The sequence below is a fragment of the Microcoleus sp. CAWBG58 genome (assembly GCF_020883045.1).
Classification (GTDB): Bacteria; Cyanobacteriota; Cyanobacteriia; order Cyanobacteriales; family Microcoleaceae; genus Microcoleus.
The window spans coordinates 12,589-31,553 of sequence record NZ_JAHRFA010000023.1; the positions used below are offsets into that span (position 1 = coordinate 12,589).

Below are 18,965 nucleotides of genomic sequence, written 5' to 3' on the forward strand. Positions count from 1 at the left end.
TAGTGAGGACTTCAGTCCGCAGAAATATCAGAGGACTAAAGTCCTTACTACGAACCGGGTTAATTTATGTGGGTAGATATTAAAACTTGCTTTTACCAACATAACTTTTTTGGGAAAGGGCGGCAAGCGTTCATAAGGTTTGTAGTGAGGACTTCAGTCCGCAGAAATATCAGAGGACTAAAGTCCTTACTACGAACCGGGTTAATTTATGTGGGTAGATTCCGAGTTCGCGAGTTACTTGATAGCCATGTGTGGAAAAGTCGGGAAAAGCGTTCATAAGGTTTGTAGTGAGGACTTCAGTCCGCAGAAATATCAGAGGACTAAAGTCCTTACTACGAACCGGGTTAATTTATGTGGGTAGATATTAAAACTTGCTTTTACCAACATAACTTTTTTGGGAAAGGGCGGCAAGTGTGGTAGGATTTGAATTCGCGATCGGTTCTAGCGGGGAGCAGCCGCCAGAGGAAACGGGGAAAGTTCGGTGCAAGTCCGGCGCTGTCCCGCAACTGTAACGAGGTTTGTACAAGGACTTTAGTCCTTTACCTCTCAAGTCAGAATGCCCGCCGATATCTAAGTCACTTTTGAACGCATCTACGAGGTATGGATGATGAATGGAACTAAACGTAACACGGTTTTACGTACAAAACACTGTCTTTTGGTTTGCACTGCTTGCGCTAGTGTTTGGAAAGATGGCAAGCGCGAAGGTAAAAGTGGCGGCCAACAATTCATGGAAGATTTATCGAAACTCGCTCAAGATTGGGAATTATCCGAGCAATTTGATATTCGGGAAGTTGAGTGCATGAGTGCTTGCAGTCACTCTTGTGCGGTCTCTTTTGCTGCTGCTGGAAAGTATACTTATCTGTTTGGTGATTTGCCTTTCAATGAATCGGAAAGCGTCGAAGCTGTGCTCGAATGCGCGGGTCAATACTATGCGAAACCGGATGGTTTGTTGCCTTGGTCTGAGCGTCCTCAAGCTCTGAAAAAAGGTGTTTTAGCTAAGATTCCACCGTTGGGAAATTAGAGATAAAAGTTCAATACCGTTTACTTAAGACTGTTCTGGGGGTAAAACCCTATGAAAAATAGATACGGAGATTGCTTCGTTCCTCTCTTCGGACAATCTTAAGTAAACTGTATTGAGATATAGCATTTCTAAAAAAGATTGAGGTATGATTGGCAGCTTGTATAACCACTAGACTAAGAGGGCTAAAGCCCAACAACGTACCTTATAAGAGGGCTAAAGCCCAACAACGTACCTTATAAGAGGGCTGAAGCCCAACAACGTACCTTATCTTTCTGATAAGCGCTATATCTTTCATAAAGCTGGTGTTAAATTGCCTAATTTTATGGAACAATCCGCTGTTGAAATTCAAATAGATTAGGACTTTTCGGATCGTAAGTAGCGCGCAACCAATGCACGTTGGGAGAACCAAAAGTTTCAACTCTAGTAAAGTTTTGCAATCTCGGGAGTTGAGTGTCATCGTCAAAACGGGGTAAAGGTTTATCGATGCGGAAATAGTGAGTATCGCCGTGTACGAATACGACTTGTCCTGGAAAATTGCGCGTTTCTGCTTCCAGAGTTGCGATAAAATCGTTGTAGCCGCTTCTTCTTTTGTCTGCCGGATCGAGTTCAAATCCCGGATTTGCCTGTGCAATTAATATGATTCCTTTGCTGTTGCTGCGTTTGGCTGAGGCAAAAGATTCTTTAATCCAGGCTAAATTAGCAAAATTGCGATCGCCATATTCTTTATCTTGTTCGGGCGTGCGGCCAAAATTGTTGTTGCTTCCGGGCATATTAATCGCCAAAAACACAATTCCATGATAATTCCAGCGGACATTTTCGCGATATTTAGCAAACTGCGGGTTTTCGCTTTGACGGGTGAGGGTTAAGGTGCGCTTTCCCAAACTTTGAGTACCTTTGCTGAAGATTTCCCGGAGTTTAGCAAGCCTTTCTATTGGATCGTAACTGCCGTTATTTGAACGGTGACAGTCAGTCCAATCATTATCGCCATAGGTGAGAATAAACGGGATCTCAAATTTTTCAAATAACTGCTTGCTTTTAAGGAAAGCTGCATCGTCGCAGACAGTGTAACCGTTTTTGATGTCGCCGTCGTGGACGACAAATCCTGCGGGCGATCGATTGATATCGGCAATCAAATTTGGAAATTTTGCTTCTTGTTCTGCACTGTAGGGCAAATCGCCAATCAAGGCAAATTCAAAAGGTCGATCGCCGGAATCCTGAGCATAAGTTAAAACACCGAAACTCGCAATCGAAACAAAAACAATAAAGGCAATAATTAAATATTTTTTATTCATCTTTGGGTAGTAACAAATTTATTCATGATATCATAGATGCCGATAAATTCCTATTGAAAGTTATGAAGTTTCGTCGGTTGCTTTCGCTAATTGCCGTGGTTTCGATCGCAAGCTGCGACATCCAAACGCCAAAAACTAACACACAAAGTACAGATAGCCGTAGCTTGCGGGGCTCCCAGCCATCGCCAATTGCAACACCTGCACCGGCTAAACCTAAGTCTGAGATTAAAGAAGCGCAACTAATTGCTGTCGGCGATATCATGATGCACATTACCCAAACGATCTCGGGCTACGATGCAAAAAAGCAAACATACAATTTTGACAGCTTCTTCGCACCAGTTAAAAGTATCTTGTCAAAAGGCGATTGGGTAACGGGAAACCTGGAAACACCTTTAGCGGGCGAAGATGCGGGCGGATATACGGGATATCCGCTATTTAATGCACCGGCTCAATTACTGGATGCTGCCAAAAAAGCTGGCTTTAATATCTTGACAACGGCAAACAATCATGCTTTGGATCGGGGCGAAATAGGGGTAATCAGGACGATCGCAAATTTGGGCGATCGCAAAATTGCGTCAACAGGGACAGCCAAATCGAAAGCAGCGGCTGATAAGATTTTAATCGTCACCAAAAACAACATATCGCTAGCCATGCTAGCCTACAGCTACGGCACAAACGGCATCCCGATACCGAAAGGCAAAGATTACCTAGTTTCGCTAATCGACGAAAAAAAGATTGTCAAAGACATCGCCAAAGCCCGAAAAAAAGGAGCAGATGCGATCGCAATTTCCCTGCATTTTGGCGACGAATATCAGCGACAGCCAAATCCCCAACAAAAGCAATTAGTTGAAAACCTCTTAAAAGCTGGTGCAGATATCATTCTCGGCAGCCATCCCCATGTCGTCCAGCCTTACAAAATATTTAAGTTCAAAGGAAAGAATGGGAAAACAAGAAAAGCCGTAGCAATTTATTCTATGGGAAACTTCATTTCCGGTCAGAATCAAAAATATACAGACTTAGGCGTAATTTTGCAAGTAAATATCCGCAAAACATTTCCCGAAAAAACCACAGAAATTACCAATGTAAAAACCCATCCTACTTGGGTTCACCGCTACACTCTGAACAATAAATCTAAGTATCGCGTTTTGCCGTTAGAAACAACCGTCACTCAGAAAAAAGATAAAGATGCGCTGCTAGCAACATCGCAGTATCCAGTTTTAAAAGCATATCTACAAGATATGAAGAATCATCTTAACTCATTGAACAGCACTCCGAAAAAAAAATAAAATAGGTTCGTAGTGAGGACTTCAGTCCTTCTTTATGCGGACTAAAGTCCTCACTACAAACCTGCGGACTAAAGTCCTTCTTGCGGGCTAAAGTCTTCATGGGTGTATCTAGTTTGTGAAGAGGGCGAAGCATGAGCGCATATAAGTTATTAGTTATAATCCCATATTGATTGCGGTCATGCGATACCCCTACAAACATATTTGCCAAAATCAGATGCACCCGTCCTCACTAATAACCTGCGGACTAAAGTCCTCACTACGAACCTTTCCTCACTACGAACCTGCGGACTAAAGTCCTCACTACGAACCTGTTGTCTTTAAATGTATAATTTGTTTTACTTCATCTGCTGAATCAGCCAATCAATCGCCCCGGTTACATCAGTAACCTGCTCAACATTGGGAATCGGAGTTCGTTGCACCATTACAACAGGAATACCTAACTCCCTCGCTGCGATAATTTTCGGATATGTCGCAGCGCCACCGCTATTTTTGCTAACAATTGTATCAATCTGATATTCCAAGAGCAATTGCCGCTCGTCTGCCAATGAAAAAGGCCCCCTTGCTAATAATAATTCACCATGAGGAACAAGAGTATTTTCTGCCGGAGGATCGATCGCCCGCATTAAACACCAAACACCCTCCAAACCCGCAAACTGGGTTAATTCCTGCCTCCCAATGGTGAGAAACACCCGCTGAGAATGCCCTGACAAAGCCCTTGCAGCCTCCGAGTGGCTGGCGGCTTCAATCCAGCGATCGCCCTCCACGGCCTCCCACGCAGGGCGCACCAGCATCAAATGAGGCACATGACACTCAGTCGCAGCCACCGCAGCATTGGCTGAAATCTGTGCTGCAAACGGATGAGTCGCATCGATTAAAAAGTCGATCGGGCTACAACGCAAAAACTCAGCCAGCCCAGCCGCCCCACCAAACCCCCCAATCCGCACCATACCCGTTTTTGGGGTCAAAGGCTGTTTAGTCCGCCCTGCAAGCGAAGATATCACCTCGATATCAGCAATTTGAGAAGCTCTGGCAGCTACTTCAACAGCATCACCCGTTCCGCCCAAAATTAATAAGCGTTTTTTCATAAAATTAGTCCTAACATATCGAACCAATAGCCGGAATTTTGGTTAATAATATCTTTAAGTAAAGTTTCAACTGCCACCAAAGATGATTCGCTCACTTTTCACATTTTTTACAGTATTAATTGTAACCGGGTTAGTTTGGTTGGGAAATATCACGCCCGCCGCCGCACAAGTACAACCAACAGATCTCACCCCTCAGCAGCAGGAATTAGGAGAACTTGTTCAGAAAGCTTTTGCAGCTACCAACGAAGGCAAATTTCCCGCCGCAGAAACTTTGTGGACAGAAATTATTGACAAATTTCCCTCACAAGCCGCCGCTTGGAGCAACCGAGGCAATTCGAGAGTCAGCCAAAACAAACTACAATTAGCAATTGCTGACTACGAAAAGGCGATCGAACTAGCTCCCAACGCCCCCGATCCTTACCTAAATCGCGGCACAGCCTTAGAAGGTTTAGGGCGCTGGGAAGAAGCCATCGCTGACTACAATCACGTACTAGAATTAGACCCCCAAGATCCAGCCGCCTACAACAACCGAGGTAACGCCGAAGCAGGTTTGGGGAAATGGGAAATAGCAATTAAAGACTACAGCAAAGCTTTTGAATTAGCACCAGAATACGCGTTTGCTCGTGCCAATCATTCCCTCGCGCTTTATCAAAACGGGCAAACCAAAGAAGCAATTCGCAACATGAAAAACATTGTCCGCAGATATCCCCAATTTGCTGACATGAGAGCTGCTCTAAGTGCGTGTCTTTGGGAGGCCGGACAGCGCGGCGAAGCTGAGAGCAATTGGGTAGCCGCAGTCGGCCTCGATTCCCGCTACAAAGACCTCGATTGGGTGGCAAAAAACCGCCGCTGGCCGCCAGTTGTAGTTAGCGCCTTAGACAAATTCTTGAACTTGAAATAATCTTTAAATGGTTCGTAGTGCGGACTTTAGTCCGCAAAATGCTGCGGACTTTAGTCCGCACTACGAACCGGTTGGCTTCTTACTTAACTAATTCTCCAATTCGTGCGGCAGTCAACTCTTCGACATTGTTGAAAACTGCGGCAGCACCAGCTTTTTTCAGCGCCGCAGCATAGGCTTCGCAACGAGCAGAATCATCCAAAACGTGAGGTGGCAAAATTCCTGCACCCAGCCAAACTCGATTCGGTTGTAATTCCCGCGCTTTCACCACGGTGTAAATATCGGCAACCGTATCTCCGGCGTAAATCACGGGCAAATTTTTGTCTAAACCGTGCAGATTTTCCAACTGTTCAATAGTTGCGAAAAGCCCAGTCGGATCTGGTTTTCCCGGTGCATCTTCCATCGCGACTAACACGGGGGAATTTAAGCCGAGTTTTCCTGACAAAACATAAGCTGCTTCATCGCGCATCGCGCCACTAAAAAATCCCCAAGCAACGCCTCCAATTGTTAAATTTTCCAGGTAAGCTGGATTTAACAGCAGCGGTTCGTCACAAATGTAACCAGTCCAATTTTTATCGTCATTCCCGCGATAGCGACTTTGGAAAAAAGCGACTAATTCGTCATATTTGAAATCGAGTTGATTTCGCGATCGCCCAATGCCCTCAAAATAACGGCAAACTAACTCCAAAGACGCCTCCCAGTCATTATTCCAGACTCCCTCAGACTTCAGAGAGTCGATATCGATCGAACTCGGGCGAAAAGCACCAGCCGTGAAATGTTCTACCGCATCTGCGATCGCCCGCCGATAGGAACCGGACACATCCCGCACCACACCATCAATGTCAAAAACTAAAATAAATCTGCTCATAACTTAATTATCCTTCTAGCTGGGGCGAGTGAGTGCACAAATTTTATTGGTTTCGGGCCCCTAAGCAGCGGGAAACCCAGCCCTCCGACAAAACTTTTAATCGCCGATGAGCCATTATTGAACAGAACGTGCTACGCTTAGCGATTGTAGAAATTTTTAATAAGTTCGATCGGAACCCTGGAGGTTTGCTTGTCCAAGTTCATCTTAAAAGTTCTCTGGCTAGAAGAGAATGTTGCCCTCGCCGTTGACCAAGTTGTCGGTAAAGGAACTAGCCCGCTGACAGCTTATTTTTTCTGGCCCCGCAAGGATGCGTGGGAAGAACTCAAAAACGAACTCGAAGCCAAACACTGGATTGCTGACAACGATCGCGTCGAAGTCCTCAACCAAGCTACAGAAGTAATCAACTACTGGCAAGAAGAAGGCAGACGGCGCCCGATGACTGAAGCTCAGTCAAGGTTCCCCGAAGTGACTTTTACCGGCAGCAACTAAGCCTAGCTTTCAGTTGCTACCCAGATAAATTGCCTGTGATGGCTGACAGGAGAACGAGAGAGGGGGAGAAGGCGAGAGGATTTGCTTTTTCCACCTCGTCCTGAAAAATACACTTTAAATGCGCTACAGCCGATCGATATCTTAAATATCATCTCCGAAAAACAAGTTTGTAGTGAGGACTTTAGTCCGCATCAATTTTTGCGGACTAAAGTCCTCATTACAAACCGCATTTTTTGACGGTAATCTGGTTCTTTAACAATTTGTATTTATGGTTTGTATCAAAGTCTCCATCCCCTTAAATCCCCCTTAAAAAGACGAATTTTGACGCTCACTATTGTCCCCCCCTTAAAAATGGGGGTTAGGAGGGATTGAACCCCTAATCGTCAAACAGCAGACTCCTACATTTAACGTGCGCGCTTGTTGACACCAATAGCCTCTTCCTTCTTCCTTCTTCCCTCTTCCTTCTTCCTTCTTCCCTCTTCCTTCTTCCTTCTTCCTTCTTCCCTCTTCCTTCTTCCTTCTTCCTTCTTCCTTCTTCCCGGAACTTATGGGCGCCGAAAGCACGATCGACCAAACCGAACAAATGCCGCTGGTAGTCAATCCCGACATTCTCCAGCAAGCCATCCTCTACAAAATTAACACTCGCGTCACCGCACGCGGAGAATTAGTTTTTCCCTGCGTACCGGGAATGGTAAACCACTATCTCAAGTCAATCGAAAAGCTATTTACCACCCTCGACAGACCCCTTCCAGAAGACCGTAAAGAGGAACTCAGGAAGCTTTTAGCGACTAAATTAGAACAAGGCTACCGCACCTCCACAGCATCGATGATGATTCTGCAATACGAATCTGTGCAGCCGCCACAAACAGGTTTAGCTTGCAAAGTAATTGTCACTACTTCAACAGTAGGAGAACAATATAAAAGCTGGGTTGACACCAGAGAACCGCCTCTATTTGGTTCCCATCCCGATGCAAAATTGATGGCAACGGCTGCTAAATTGGGAAATCCCGATCGCATCCGCATCTTAGACGTAGGCGCTGGTACTGGGCGCAATACCTTACCGCTGGCGAGATTGGGCTATTCTGTAGATGCGATCGAGCTAACCCCAGCTTTTGCAGAACAATTGCAAGCAGCCGCCACCGCCGAAAACCTTCCCGTTACAGTAACAGAAGGCGACGTACTCGATCCCTTAATGCGGATGAAACCAGCCCGCTACCAGTTAGCAGTCGCCGCCGAAGTCATCTCACATTTTCGAGACATCGATCAAGTACGGCTTTTCCTTGCCAAAATGTGCGATTTCCTCTGTCCCGGAGGCGTGTTGCTGTTCAGCACATTCTTAACCGTCGGCGACTACCAGCCAGACGCCCTCGTGCGACAAGTTGCACAACTTTCATGGTCTACTTTATTCACGCCCCAAGAGCTCGCCGCCGCCATGGAAGGCTTACCCTTAGTCCAAATATCCGACGAATTGGTGTGGGAATACGAACGCCACCACCTGCCAAAAGAAGCCTGGCCACCAACGCCTTGGTTCCCGAGTTGGGCCACAGGTAGAGATGTCTTCCCGATGGCAAATGGACGGCCGCCCATGGAATTGCGCTGGATTTTGTGCCGTCGCAGCTAATACCATTTTCGATCTGAGGTACGTAGTTGCGCTTCAGCGCTCTTTATAATCTCAGGAAAGAGCGAAGACAGCACAACTTCGATCTGAGGTACGTTGTTGCGCTTCAGCGCTCTTTATAATCTCAGGAAAGAGCGCTAAACCGCAACTACGTACCTTTTTTTTAATGGTGTTTCTGTAAAATCCAGATCCACCCGGAGCGAAGACAGCGCAACTACGTACCGAAGAGAGCGAAGACAGCGCAACTACGTACCTAAGAGCGCCCAAGCGCAACTATGTACCTTGATTGTTCGGTCTGGGACTGATTTATAAGCTATCCCAGCAATCAGAATCTTTGATATAGCACGATACTTCGATCGAGTCTTTTTATTCCCACAGCATAAACACGATTTGTTGTCAAATGTTACGGAGCAGTTACACAATAATTTACAAATATATATATTAAAATGTAAACATAGCGAAGTAAAATCGCCCGTGGGTGAGAAACCCGGTTGCTTATTAGATCCTATCTTGGCAAACCTGTGATTGCTTGCGATAAATTGGGTCGATCTGGCGTTGAAATTACGTAAAATTCGATACGCCATCTAAAATCTGTGCAACTATACTTAACAATGAATCAACAAAACCTATTCCTCCAGATAGACGACACTTTAGGGGAAGAGGATTAAACCATAGATTAGCTCGCTAATTGGCGAAGCTCCTGAGACACAAATATGCTTTTAACACGTCCACTACAAGCGTTTGGAGCAATCTTCGGGCACAAACCTTTCACAAAAAGATCGATCGAGCAAAAAACCAGTAAAAATTATTTAGAGGGGAATAGTTATCCCGCTCCAAACCAACAACTTGACTGGTATATCATCCAACTGGAAACGCTGATGAGTAACGCAAAATCTAACTGCACGGATAGAGAGATTGCCGCTTGGCTGCGGGGATTGCTGACAATTGCTTGGGCTGACGGCAACTTTGACGAAAACGAGCAAAAAATGATTGCTAGCCTGACTCAGGATGAACTAAATCCGGTATCTTTTGAGACCGGTTTTGAACCGATTACCGCAGAGGAACTAGCTGCTGTATTAGGGACAGGCACAGCCAACGGGGAGAATTTTTTAAGAACAGCAGTCATGGTAGCCTTAGCAGACGGTACTTACTCTCTGAGCGAAGACGAGGTACTTTACAAGTTTTGCACAGCTCTGGGTCATAACGTGGAGGCGATCGAATCTCTGCGACACACGATCGAAGATAGCAGCACGCAGCCGCAGGAATCAAGCAGCCAAACAGCCGTTGATTATGCAGCAACACCGCTTTCTGGGCGGCCTCAACCTCAGCAGAAAAATGTCCTGACACCCGTGAAAGACTGGCTTGACGGCTGGGAAGTTCACGATCCGAGAGTGGCACGTTTTGTCTGCAAAATGATTCCACCGCAGTGTCCGTTTGAACGAGATGTCGTATTATTCGGCCGCAAAATTGTCCACATTCCGGCGATGTGCAAACTTAACCCGCTGTACGAACAATTGGTGGGGATGCGCTTTCGAGCTCTCTGCTATTTGGCAGATGATTGTAAGGAAGATATATCGTCATATTGTTAAGAGTCATTAGTCATTGGTCATTAGTCATTAGTCATTGGGCATTGGGCATTGGGAAGAAGGCTCGCACAGGGCATTGGGCATTCTTGTCAAATGTTCGATTAATGACTGCTTTCGTATAGTAAACGATTTCTTGTAAATTCCTTGAAGATAGCGGTAGACATTGATAGTATGTAATCAACAAAAAACCACCGTGTATGACGAATTCCAATACATTGGATACGGACTCAACTTCACGCGCCAAGAAATTCTTGCCTTTTTGGGACAAGTCATGTCAGGAGATATCGAGACAGTTGTGGTCGTCGAGCGCTTTGACCTACTCGCGCCCAGGAGTTGACAGATCCATATTATCAAGTGGATCTGTCAACAGCAAAATTGCTAACTCCTGGTTCTGTGCCGAACAGACTTATCTCCCCAACCAGAAATGGTTGAAGATATCCTATGAATCATCCAGGCTGACGATTGCGGACTCTACTCCCAGCGTCAAGACAAATCTACTATCCAAAAAGATCAGAGTCTACCCGGAAACAAAACTAGCTCAGAAATGGCGGACATGGATAGCCGCAAGCAGATGGTGTTACAATCAAGCAATTGCCATTCTCAAAAATGAAAAAATCGGTAAATATGAATTGCGTAAACGCATCATGGATTCAGCACCTGAATGGGTGTCTCAACAGCCATACAACCCGCGTCAACTAGCAGTATTTCAAGCCTGCGAAGCACACAAAGCAGCTTGTAAATCCCAAGGTACAGCCAAATTTAGAAGTTGTAAAGCTCCTACTCAAACTATTAGGTTTCAAACAGCAAACTGGAAATCAAACACATTCTATCCGCGCGAAACCAAAGGCTTGTCTTTTAAAGCGTCTGAAGCAATAGTGGAGGTAATGCAACACGAACCAACCCTTAGTATTATCAACGATCAATGGTTTATCTGCTATGCGGTTGACACTGTTGCACCGCCTCCGACTCAATCCGAATTAGCGATTGCCTTAGACCCGGGAATCAGAACATTTATGACAGGATTTGACGGTCATAATATACTGAAATTAGGCAAAAGTGATATCGGTCGCATTTATCGGTTAGCCAGACATTTAGACAAGTTGATGTCTCGGCTCGGAAAAAGCAAAGGTAGTCAGTTTAAGCGGCTGCGGTATCGATCGAGAAAAGTAGCAGCCAGGATTCGTGTTAAGATTAAGAACTTAGTTTCGGAATTGCACAATAAGGCGGCTAATTACCTAGTTAGCAAGTATAAGTTAATTTTCTTGCCAACATTTGAAACGCAGCAAATGGTAAAAAAGGGTAAGCGAAAACTTGCCACGAAGACAGCTAGAGCGATGGTAACTTTGAGTCATTATCGTTTTAAACAAACGTTGAAGCATCAAGCATCCAAGTACGGTTGTGTTGTAGTAGACGTGACAGAAGAGTACACCAGTAAGACTTGCTCAAAATGCGGTCATATCCATAGTAAGTTGGGCGGCTTAAAAACGTTTAAATGTCCCGAATGCGGACACACTCTGGACAGGGATTTAAACGGCGCTTTCAATATTCTGTTGAAAGCTTTGAGGGATACCTCCATGTCTGGTAAGCTGGCAGCTTTCCAGATTATGCCATACAGAGTAGATTTGGGTGGATTCCTAGATTTACCGGGTTAAATGTATCTGTAAGTTATTAACTAATGACTACTAATTAGTCCAGTACGATTTGCACTGCGCGCCAAAAGATAAACATTGTACTTGGATCTGGTATCATAACTAATGACTGCTGACTAATGACTGCTGACTAATGACTAATGACTGCTGACTAATGACTATTGACCAATGATTATTGATTAAATTATGCAATTTATCGATCGCGCAGATGTTCAAGTCGCAGCCGGCAAAGGCGGCGATGGGATGGTAGCTTTTCGCAGAGAAAAGTATATACCGGCGGGCGGGCCAAGCGGTGGCACCGGCGGGCGGGGCGGTTCTGTGTTTATGGTGGCGGTGGAAAGCCTGCAAACGCTGCTGGATTTCCAGTACAACCGGATTTTTAAAGGCGAAAACGGGAAGAAGGGCGCGCCGAAGAATATGACTGGTGCTTCAGGAGCCGATCGCACGATCGAAGTTCCCTGCGGTACAGTAGTTTACGATGCGGAAACTCAGGCAATTTTAGCAGATTTGGTGACGCCCGGACAGACTTTTTGTGTTGCCAAAGGCGGTAAAGGCGGTTTGGGAAATAAGTGTTTTCTGACCAATTCTAACCGCGCTCCAGATTATGCACTACCGGGAAAAGAAGGAGAACACAAGTTTTTGCGTTTGGAATTGAAGCTGTTAGCTGAAGTGGGAATTATTGGTTTGCCGAATGCTGGCAAATCAACGCTAATTTCTGCTTTGTCGGCGGCGCGCCCGAAGATTGCAGATTATCCGTTTACAACTTTAATCCCGAACTTGGGCGTAGTCAAAAAACCGACTGGTGACGGTACTGTTTTTGCTGATATTCCGGGATTAATTGCCGGAGCTCACGAGGGCGCGGGTTTGGGTTACGAGTTTTTGCGGCACATTGAACGGACTCGGTTGTTGCTGCATTTAGTCGATATTACTTCTGAAGATCCGATCGCCGATTACATCACAATTCAGGAAGAATTGAAAGCTTACGGGCGAGGTTTGGGCGATCGACCGCAGATTTTGGCGTTTAATAAAGTAGATGCGATCGATCTTGAAGATGAGGAAATTGGAAATGCGATCGCGCGATTGCAGGAAATCAGCGGTGCTCCGGTGTTGATGATTTCGGCTGTGAGTCGAGTTGGGTTGGATGAGTTGATGCACCAAGTTTGGCTGAAACTCGATGAGATGAACGAGAGTGAAGCGGAGGCGCTGTCAGCAGTCGGAGTTTTGTAGTCTGAGGTTGGATTGTTGAGCATTTGCCCGAATTGGCAAGTGTTTTTTTTAAGGCGTCAATTTTTTCGGCTGTATTGCTTGCACAGTATGGGTTTGAGGTGCTCAGCCGAAAAAAGATTCCTGTTTAGGTGGTGACTCGGGCGATCGGGTTTCAAAGTTTTGGATGACTCATCTCAAATCCGGCAATAAGCTATTGGGGATCTAAATTAGATTTTTTGGGCGGGCGATACGCCCAACCCCTACTCCCCACAGGACTTTTCTTAAACTTGACTATACAATTTAAATACACTTCAGCTTATCGGAATTATCAGGCTGAACGGAAATTTAGATAACATCAATTCTGCTCTTCATCCTCCTGTATTCATCTCTCTTATCTCTCTCTGTGTTCTCTGCGTACTCTGTGGTTAAATCATCCTGTATTCATCTAGAAACCATCGGCAAAAATCAAACCTTGTCTCGAAATTTATCGAGGCCGTTGAGGAGCAATTCTAGCCCGAAGTCGAAATCGTGAATACCGTCATAACGACCGTCTATGACGTAATGCGTGAGCCTATTTAAGTAAGGATACTTGTCAGCGGGGATGAGTGAAAGTCCGGTTTGGGCCGCTTCGGAATACTCCGCCGCCTCGAAGGGAAAGTTCAACTCCTGAAGTGTGAATCCATAGATATGACTGTCGATCGCATTCCAAACGCGATCGGCCATCTCCAGCGAAAAGCCAGCCTCGCACAGACAGCCCAGCGTCGCATCCACATAGCGCAACATTGCCGGCCCCACATTAGCCCGCGAGACGATCGCCATTGTCGCCCAGGGATGACGCACCAGCACCTCATGGGCAGAAGTCGCCCGCCGCCGCATGGCAATTTTCCAGTCAACACCCAGACTAGGCACCTCAATCTCGCCGGCAACAATATCGACGATGCCATCGAGGATGTCATCCTTGTTGGCTACGTGGTTGTACAGCGACATCGCCTGGACGCCCAAATTCTCAGCCAGCTTCCGCATCGAGAGGGACTCAATGCCACCCTCGTCAGCCATGCGAATCGCCGCGCGCAGCACCCGTTCCCGGCTTAAAGGGACTTGGGGCGCGGTATTTGAGTCGATCGTCTTAGCCATTTAATTCTTCTCAAATCGATTCTTGAACTATATCTTGACAAACTTACGCCGTAAGTTAGACTTACAGTATAAGTCTAAAGGAGTGACACCATGAAAGCGATCGTTCAAACGGAGTATGGTTCGCCGGATGTCTTGAGTCTGGAGGAGGTCGATCGGCCTGCTGTAAAAGACAATGATGTCCTGGTGCGAGTTTATGGGAGTTCTGTGAATGCAGGGGACTGGCATCTGATGCGCGGAACGCCCTTCATCGCTCGTCTCGCCTTCGGACTCCGCAAACCTAAATTCAAGACACTGGGGATGGATGTTGCTGGACAGGTGGAGGCGGTGGGTGAGAATGTGACGCAGTTTCAACCTGGGGATGACGTGTTCGGTGACATCTCTGAGTGTGGGTTTGGAGCTTTTGCGGAATATGTCTGTGTGCCACAAGAGGCATTGGTAATCAAACCTGCAAATATCAGTTTTGAACAAGCCGCAGCGGTTCCGGCGGCGGCACTGACGGCACTTCATGCCTTATGCAAATCCGGTCAGATTCAGGCAGGACAACGAGTTTTAATTAATGGTGCGTCGGGTGGTGTCGGGTCTTTTGCAGTGCAGATTGCGAAGGCATTTGGGGCTGAGGTGACGGCGGTTTGTAGCACTAAAAAAATGGATATGGTGAGTGCGATCGGTGCAGATCGTATCATTGATTACACCCAAACGGATGTGACGAAAACTGGACAAACCTATGATTTGATTTTGGATGCGGCGGCTTATCGATCGGTCTTTAATTATCTGCCAATTTTGACACCCACGGGAACCTACGTCCTCATCGGTGGTTCAACAACGCGACTGTTTCAGGTGATGTTGTTTCTTGGGCCGTTGATTTCGCTCATGAGTCGCCGCAAGGTGAAATGTCTTGTCCTGACTCCCACTCAAGCAGATTTGGTCATTTTGAGAGATTTGCTGGAAGCCGGCAAAATTGTTCCGTGGATCGATCGACGTTACCATCTGAGCGAAGTCCCCGCAGCAATTCGTCACCTCGAACAGCGGCAGGTGGTGGGGAAAGTCGCCATTAGTGTTGCGCCCGTGGGACTCTAATATTTAGAGTTAGCTGATTTTGCTTTTGGGTGAGGTTAGCCAATTAAAACTACTTGCTAGATTTTGAACAATCATGAGAAAACCGCAAACAGTAAAATCTCTGGAAAAATTAGGACGTATCCAACTTTCAAAGAGTTTTTTTATGCGTGAGTTTCTGTATTCTGAAATTTCACAAATTGAAAATATTCCCAATATCCCAGACGATCCAGATTTAGCAATTGAAGCCGGAAGAAATCTGTGCGAAAAAGTGCTTGAGCCAATTCAAGATGCACTCGGTCGAATCAGCGTCCGTTCCGCTTTCCGTGCTAGTGCTGTCAATAAAATAGGTGCGGAAAATCAAAATCAATATAGTTGCGCCAGTAATGAAGCAAATTATGCCGGACACATCTGGGATGTCAAAGATAAGGATGGATATATGGGTGCAACTGCCTGTGTTGTTGTGACTTCTTTTATTCCTTATTACGAGCAGACAGGAGATTGGACAGCATTAGCTTGGTGGATTCACGATCGTATTGATGCGTACTCAGCAATGGAATTTTACCCAAACTACGCAGCTTTCAACATTACTTGGTCTGAGAATCCAGAGCGTAAAAAAGTGATTTACAGCTATGTACAAAATCCACATACTGGCAAGAGTGGGTATTTAACAAAGACTGGGATGGAAAACTTTTCAGGGTCACATGAGCAGTTTTATCAAGAGTATATTCGGCAGTTGTACCCAGCTAGTTAACCAGGGCTTGTAACAGAATGGAGATTTATGCTATTAGTTATAATACAGTCGTGTTTTATGGAAGACTTAAATAGCTAACAGGTACAAAGTCTGAATGTTAAAATATGTCCCACTTCATTAAGAGAAGATTTTTGAACCACAGAGGACGCAGAGGGCGCAGAGGGAAGAGTGTTATGAGGGTTTTGGATTTCGTGAAAAACCGCTGATTCCTCCTCTCTCTGTGTCCTCTGCGCTCTCTGTGGTAAAATCCTCTTAATATCTATTTCACTTCTTTATAACCCTACAAAGCTACTATTTGAAACTACTTGCTAAATAGCTAAACATAAATAGTAAACTCCTGAGATAATTGGGAAGCAGTTAACCAGGCCAACAGCATGAGTATTGACCAATTAAACACCGACTATGGCATTGCCGGCCACCTCACCTTCGCCGCCGGAAACGGTGGTTTTCCGATGATTCACATCGACAACGGCCAAGCCAAAGCCTTGATATCTGTGTATTCCGGCCAAGTGCTCTCCTTCCAACCAGCCACCGAAACCGCAGATTTGATGTTCCTCAGCGACAAAGCCTACTACGCCGAAGGGAAAGCCATCAAAGGCGGTGTACCCATCTGTTGGCCTTGGTTTGGCCCAGATCCCGAAGGCTTGGGCCGCCCAGCCCACGGGTTTGTGCGGAATCGCCTCTGGAATGTGGTGTCAACCAGCACTACTTCAGAGGGCGCAACTCAAGTGATTTTGGGGCTTAAGGATACTGAGGAAACGAGGGCGATGTGGCCTCAAGCTTTTGAATTGGCGATCGCCATTACGATCGGCACCACCCTCACAGTAGAATTAATCACCCGCAATCTCGGCGACAAAGCATTTCCCCTCACCCAAGCCTTCCACACCTATTTTCTAGTCGGAGACATCAACCGCGTGCAGGTGTTGGGTTTAGAAAACAGCCAATATCTTGATAAAGTTGACGGTGGAGTGGAAAAAACTCAAGTAGGTGCAGTCGTAGCTGTCGGTGAGGTCGATCGAATTTATCTCGATGTCACCAACGAATTCGTCATAGACGATGCCGCCCTCAACCGTCGGATTCGGATTAAATCATCTGGCAGTAAATCCGCCGTAGTATGGAATCCCTGGGTGACAATTTCTAAAAACATGGCCGACCTTGATGATGCAGATTATCAGCGTTTAATCTGCGTGGAAACGACCAATGCGGCGACGGATATTGTGGAAGTCCCCGCGCATGGTGAGTTTAGTTTGCAGGCAGTTTATAGCGTTGAACGCGACTAAAGAATGAGAGTTTAATGTCAGCGGTGACGGGGCTATAATTCCCAGTAATCTGTATTGCCACATTAAAAAAGGTACGTTGTTGGGCTTTAGCCCTGAATCTGGGGCTAAAGCCCAACAACGTACCTAAAAAATCCTTCGGTTTCAACCGCCGTATTATCTTCTTCATTCTTCCTTCTACTTACCATCAATCATTATGCAAAACTACAACTGGACAAAACTGCAAAATGGATCGGACATTCGCGGTATCGCCCTCGAAGGGGTGCCAGGGGAAACAGTCAACCTCACGCCGGAAATTGCGACAATTTTAGGTCAATCCTTTGTCAGTTGGCTGGTACAGAAAGTCAATAAACCAGCCGAAAAGTTGATAATTGCGATCGGGCGTGACAGTCGCCTATCCGGGCCAACTTTAATGCAAGCAGTCATGGACGGCATCGCCTCAGTTGGTTCTACAGTATATGATTTTGAAATGGCATCAACTCCCGCCATGTTTATGAGTACAATCACCCCAGGTTTTGAGTGCGACGGCGCGATTATGCTGACTGCTAGCCATTTGCCTTTTAATCGCAACGGCTTGAAGTTTTTTACCGCTAACGGTGGATTGCAAAAAAAAGATATTACCGATATCTTAGCATTTGCCGAAACCAATGAGTTTAAAAAAGCCGCCGTTCCCGGTACTATTACCAAGCATGATTTTATCTCTGTTTATGGCAACCAATTCGTCGAAAAGATTAGGGAATCAGTCAATCATCCCGATAATTTTGAGCAGCCGCTGACAGGCTTGAAAATTGTTGTGGATGCGGGGAATGGTGCGGGCGGATTTTATGTGGATAAAGTCTTAAAGCCTTTAGGTGCAGACACGACGGGCAGTCAATTTTTAGAACCGGATGGTACATTCCCGAATCACGTGCCGAATCCCGAAGATAAACAGGCAATGCAGTCAATTTGTCAAGCGGTAATTGCCAATCAAGCTGATTTTGGGATTATTTTTGATACGGATGTCGATCGCAGTGCGGCTGTGGATCAATTTGGCAAGGAACTGAATCGCAATCGGTTAATCGCGTTGATTTCGGCGATCGTCCTACAAGAGCACCCAGGCTCGACTGTCGTTACGGATTCTATCACATCCGATGGTTTAACGCAATTCATCGAACAGGATTTGAAAGGAATTCACCATCGCTTTAAACGCGGCTACAAAAATGTGATTGACGAGTCGATTCGCCTCAATGCAGCGGGACAGGAATCATGGCTAGCCATTGAAACTTCTGGACATGGCGCTTTGAAGGAAAATTACTTTTTGGATGATGGCGCTTATTTGGTTAGCAAACTATTGATTGAATTGGCTAAATCCCAATTAGCTAATCAATCTTTGCCGGATTTGATTGCGAATTTACAAGAGCCTGAAGAAAGTGCAGAGTTTCGGATTAAAATTGGTGTGGATGATTTCAAAGCCCACGGAACTAGCGTCATTGAGCAACTGCAAGAATTTGTCTCAACCCAAGCCGACTGGGGAATTGTACCCAATAATTACGAAGGTTTGCGAGTTTCCTGCACGTCAGCTAGCGAATCGGGCTGGTTTCTGCTACGCTTGTCACTGCACGATCCGGTGATGCCTTTGAATGTTGAGTCGAATGTTAAGGGTGGTGTTGCTCAAATAGTCGATCGCCTTTTAGCTTTTTTCCAAACAACAGAATCCCTTGATTTGTCGGCACTATCGAGCTAAGTTGCAGCAACCTGGCTGCTAAAGGT

Annotated in this window: 16 protein-coding genes and 1 riboswitch; of the genes, 12 read left to right on the top strand and 4 right to left on the bottom strand. The window is 45.8% G+C overall.

The window, feature by feature from the left end; genetic code table 11:
* The first annotated feature begins 419 nt into the window (after positions 1 to 419).
* Positions 420 to 582: riboswitch (cobalamin riboswitch) on the top strand.
* A 22-nt stretch (positions 583 to 604) separates the two neighbouring features.
* Entirely contained in the window at positions 605 to 1,021 is a 417-nt protein-coding gene (locus QZ918_RS12515) for a DUF1636 family protein (RefSeq protein ID WP_367275333.1), read from the top strand.
* A gap of 320 nt (positions 1,022 to 1,341) precedes the next feature.
* Here the strand turns inward: QZ918_RS12515 and QZ918_RS12520 are convergent, their stop codons facing one another.
* Positions 1,342 to 2,313, bottom strand: a complete 972-nt coding sequence (locus QZ918_RS12520) for a metallophosphoesterase family protein (RefSeq protein ID WP_293335366.1) — start codon at positions 2,311 to 2,313, stop codon at positions 1,342 to 1,344.
* Between the two features lie 62 nt (positions 2,314 to 2,375).
* Between QZ918_RS12520 and QZ918_RS12525 the strand changes: the two genes are divergently transcribed.
* A complete protein-coding gene (locus QZ918_RS12525; protein WP_293335368.1) occupies positions 2,376 to 3,599 on the top strand; it encodes a CapA family protein in 1,224 nt (407 codons plus the stop codon).
* A gap of 335 nt (positions 3,600 to 3,934) precedes the next feature.
* Here QZ918_RS12525 and QZ918_RS12530 read toward each other — a convergent pair whose 3' ends face one another.
* On the bottom strand, positions 3,935 to 4,684 hold the full coding sequence (locus tag QZ918_RS12530) for a cobalt-precorrin-6A reductase (RefSeq protein ID WP_293335371.1): 750 nt from the start codon (positions 4,682 to 4,684) through the stop codon (positions 3,935 to 3,937).
* Positions 4,685 to 4,766: 82 nt separating this feature from the next.
* Between QZ918_RS12530 and QZ918_RS12535 the strand changes: the two genes are divergently transcribed.
* A complete protein-coding gene (locus QZ918_RS12535; protein WP_293335373.1) occupies positions 4,767 to 5,585 on the top strand; it encodes a tetratricopeptide repeat protein in 819 nt (272 codons plus the stop codon).
* A gap of 79 nt (positions 5,586 to 5,664) precedes the next feature.
* On the opposite strand, the gene QZ918_RS12540 is transcribed toward QZ918_RS12535, so the two are convergent.
* Positions 5,665 to 6,450 carry a TIGR01548 family HAD-type hydrolase gene (locus QZ918_RS12540; RefSeq protein ID WP_293335376.1) on the bottom strand — a complete coding sequence of 262 codons (786 nt, stop codon included), beginning with the start codon at positions 6,448 to 6,450 and terminating at the stop codon, positions 5,665 to 5,667.
* A 177-nt stretch (positions 6,451 to 6,627) separates the two neighbouring features.
* Here QZ918_RS12540 and QZ918_RS12545 point away from each other — a divergent pair, with 177 nt between their 5' ends.
* From QZ918_RS12545 to obgE, 5 genes are all read left to right on the top strand, one after another.
* Entirely contained in the window at positions 6,628 to 6,939 is a 312-nt protein-coding gene (locus QZ918_RS12545) for a 30S ribosomal protein PSRP-3 (RefSeq protein WP_293335528.1), read from the top strand.
* 547 nt (positions 6,940 to 7,486) lie between these two features.
* A complete protein-coding gene (locus tag QZ918_RS12550) occupies positions 7,487 to 8,560 on the top strand; it encodes a class I SAM-dependent methyltransferase (RefSeq protein ID WP_293335379.1) in 1,074 nt (357 codons plus the stop codon).
* Between the two features lie 710 nt (positions 8,561 to 9,270).
* Positions 9,271 to 10,146: a Mo-dependent nitrogenase C-terminal domain-containing protein gene (locus QZ918_RS12555; RefSeq protein WP_293335382.1), complete on the top strand. Its 876-nt coding sequence runs from the start codon at positions 9,271 to 9,273 to the stop codon at positions 10,144 to 10,146.
* 194 nt (positions 10,147 to 10,340) lie between these two features.
* The gene (locus tag QZ918_RS12560; RefSeq protein WP_293335385.1) at positions 10,341 to 11,795 is read left to right on the top strand and encodes an RNA-guided endonuclease InsQ/TnpB family protein; all 1,455 of its coding nucleotides are present in this window, start codon (positions 10,341 to 10,343) and stop codon (positions 11,793 to 11,795) included.
* A gap of 183 nt (positions 11,796 to 11,978) precedes the next feature.
* Entirely contained in the window at positions 11,979 to 13,019 is a 1,041-nt protein-coding gene (gene obgE, locus QZ918_RS12565) for a GTPase ObgE (protein WP_293335387.1), read from the top strand.
* 444 nt (positions 13,020 to 13,463) lie between these two features.
* On the opposite strand, the gene QZ918_RS12570 is transcribed toward obgE, so the two are convergent.
* Complete coding sequence (locus QZ918_RS12570; RefSeq protein ID WP_293335389.1) at positions 13,464 to 14,132, bottom strand: TetR/AcrR family transcriptional regulator C-terminal domain-containing protein; 669 nt, start codon at positions 14,130 to 14,132, stop codon at positions 13,464 to 13,466.
* Positions 14,133 to 14,222: 90 nt separating this feature from the next.
* Here QZ918_RS12570 and QZ918_RS12575 point away from each other — a divergent pair, with 90 nt between their 5' ends.
* From QZ918_RS12575 to QZ918_RS12590, 4 genes are all read left to right on the top strand, one after another.
* Positions 14,223 to 15,209, top strand: coding sequence for an NAD(P)-dependent alcohol dehydrogenase (locus QZ918_RS12575; RefSeq protein WP_293335391.1), 987 nt, complete (start codon positions 14,223 to 14,225; stop codon positions 15,207 to 15,209).
* Positions 15,210 to 15,282: 73 nt separating this feature from the next.
* Complete coding sequence (locus QZ918_RS12580; protein WP_293146525.1) at positions 15,283 to 15,939, top strand: peptidase M15; 657 nt, start codon at positions 15,283 to 15,285, stop codon at positions 15,937 to 15,939.
* Between the two features lie 374 nt (positions 15,940 to 16,313).
* Positions 16,314 to 17,219 carry a D-hexose-6-phosphate mutarotase gene (locus QZ918_RS12585; protein WP_293146527.1) on the top strand — a complete coding sequence of 302 codons (906 nt, stop codon included), beginning with the start codon at positions 16,314 to 16,316 and terminating at the stop codon, positions 17,217 to 17,219.
* A gap of 193 nt (positions 17,220 to 17,412) precedes the next feature.
* Positions 17,413 to 18,939, top strand: coding sequence for a phosphomannomutase/phosphoglucomutase (locus QZ918_RS12590; RefSeq protein WP_293335393.1), 1,527 nt, complete (start codon positions 17,413 to 17,415; stop codon positions 18,937 to 18,939).
* Positions 18,940 to 18,965 lie beyond the last annotated feature (26 nt).

Coding starts and splice junctions, on each gene's coding strand:
- QZ918_RS12590 (WP_293335393.1), top strand. CDS start 17,413: ATGCAAAACTACAACTGGACAAAACTGCAAAATGGATCGGACATTCGC.
- QZ918_RS12585 (WP_293146527.1), top strand. CDS start 16,314: ATGAGTATTGACCAATTAAACACCGACTATGGCATTGCCGGCCACCTC.
- obgE (WP_293335387.1), top strand. CDS start 11,979: ATGCAATTTATCGATCGCGCAGATGTTCAAGTCGCAGCCGGCAAAGGC.
- QZ918_RS12580 (WP_293146525.1), top strand. CDS start 15,283: ATGAGAAAACCGCAAACAGTAAAATCTCTGGAAAAATTAGGACGTATC.
- QZ918_RS12570 (WP_293335389.1), bottom strand. CDS start 14,132: ATGGCTAAGACGATCGACTCAAATACCGCGCCCCAAGTCCCTTTAAGC.
- QZ918_RS12530 (WP_293335371.1), bottom strand. CDS start 4,684: ATGAAAAAACGCTTATTAATTTTGGGCGGAACGGGTGATGCTGTTGAA.
- QZ918_RS12540 (WP_293335376.1), bottom strand. CDS start 6,450: ATGAGCAGATTTATTTTAGTTTTTGACATTGATGGTGTGGTGCGGGAT.
- QZ918_RS12550 (WP_293335379.1), top strand. CDS start 7,487: ATGGGCGCCGAAAGCACGATCGACCAAACCGAACAAATGCCGCTGGTA.
- QZ918_RS12535 (WP_293335373.1), top strand. CDS start 4,767: ATGATTCGCTCACTTTTCACATTTTTTACAGTATTAATTGTAACCGGG.
- QZ918_RS12560 (WP_293335385.1), top strand. CDS start 10,341: ATGACGAATTCCAATACATTGGATACGGACTCAACTTCACGCGCCAAG.
- QZ918_RS12515 (WP_367275333.1), top strand. CDS start 605: ATGATGAATGGAACTAAACGTAACACGGTTTTACGTACAAAACACTGT.
- QZ918_RS12525 (WP_293335368.1), top strand. CDS start 2,376: ATGAAGTTTCGTCGGTTGCTTTCGCTAATTGCCGTGGTTTCGATCGCA.
- QZ918_RS12555 (WP_293335382.1), top strand. CDS start 9,271: ATGCTTTTAACACGTCCACTACAAGCGTTTGGAGCAATCTTCGGGCAC.
- QZ918_RS12520 (WP_293335366.1), bottom strand. CDS start 2,313: ATGAATAAAAAATATTTAATTATTGCCTTTATTGTTTTTGTTTCGATT.
- QZ918_RS12575 (WP_293335391.1), top strand. CDS start 14,223: ATGAAAGCGATCGTTCAAACGGAGTATGGTTCGCCGGATGTCTTGAGT.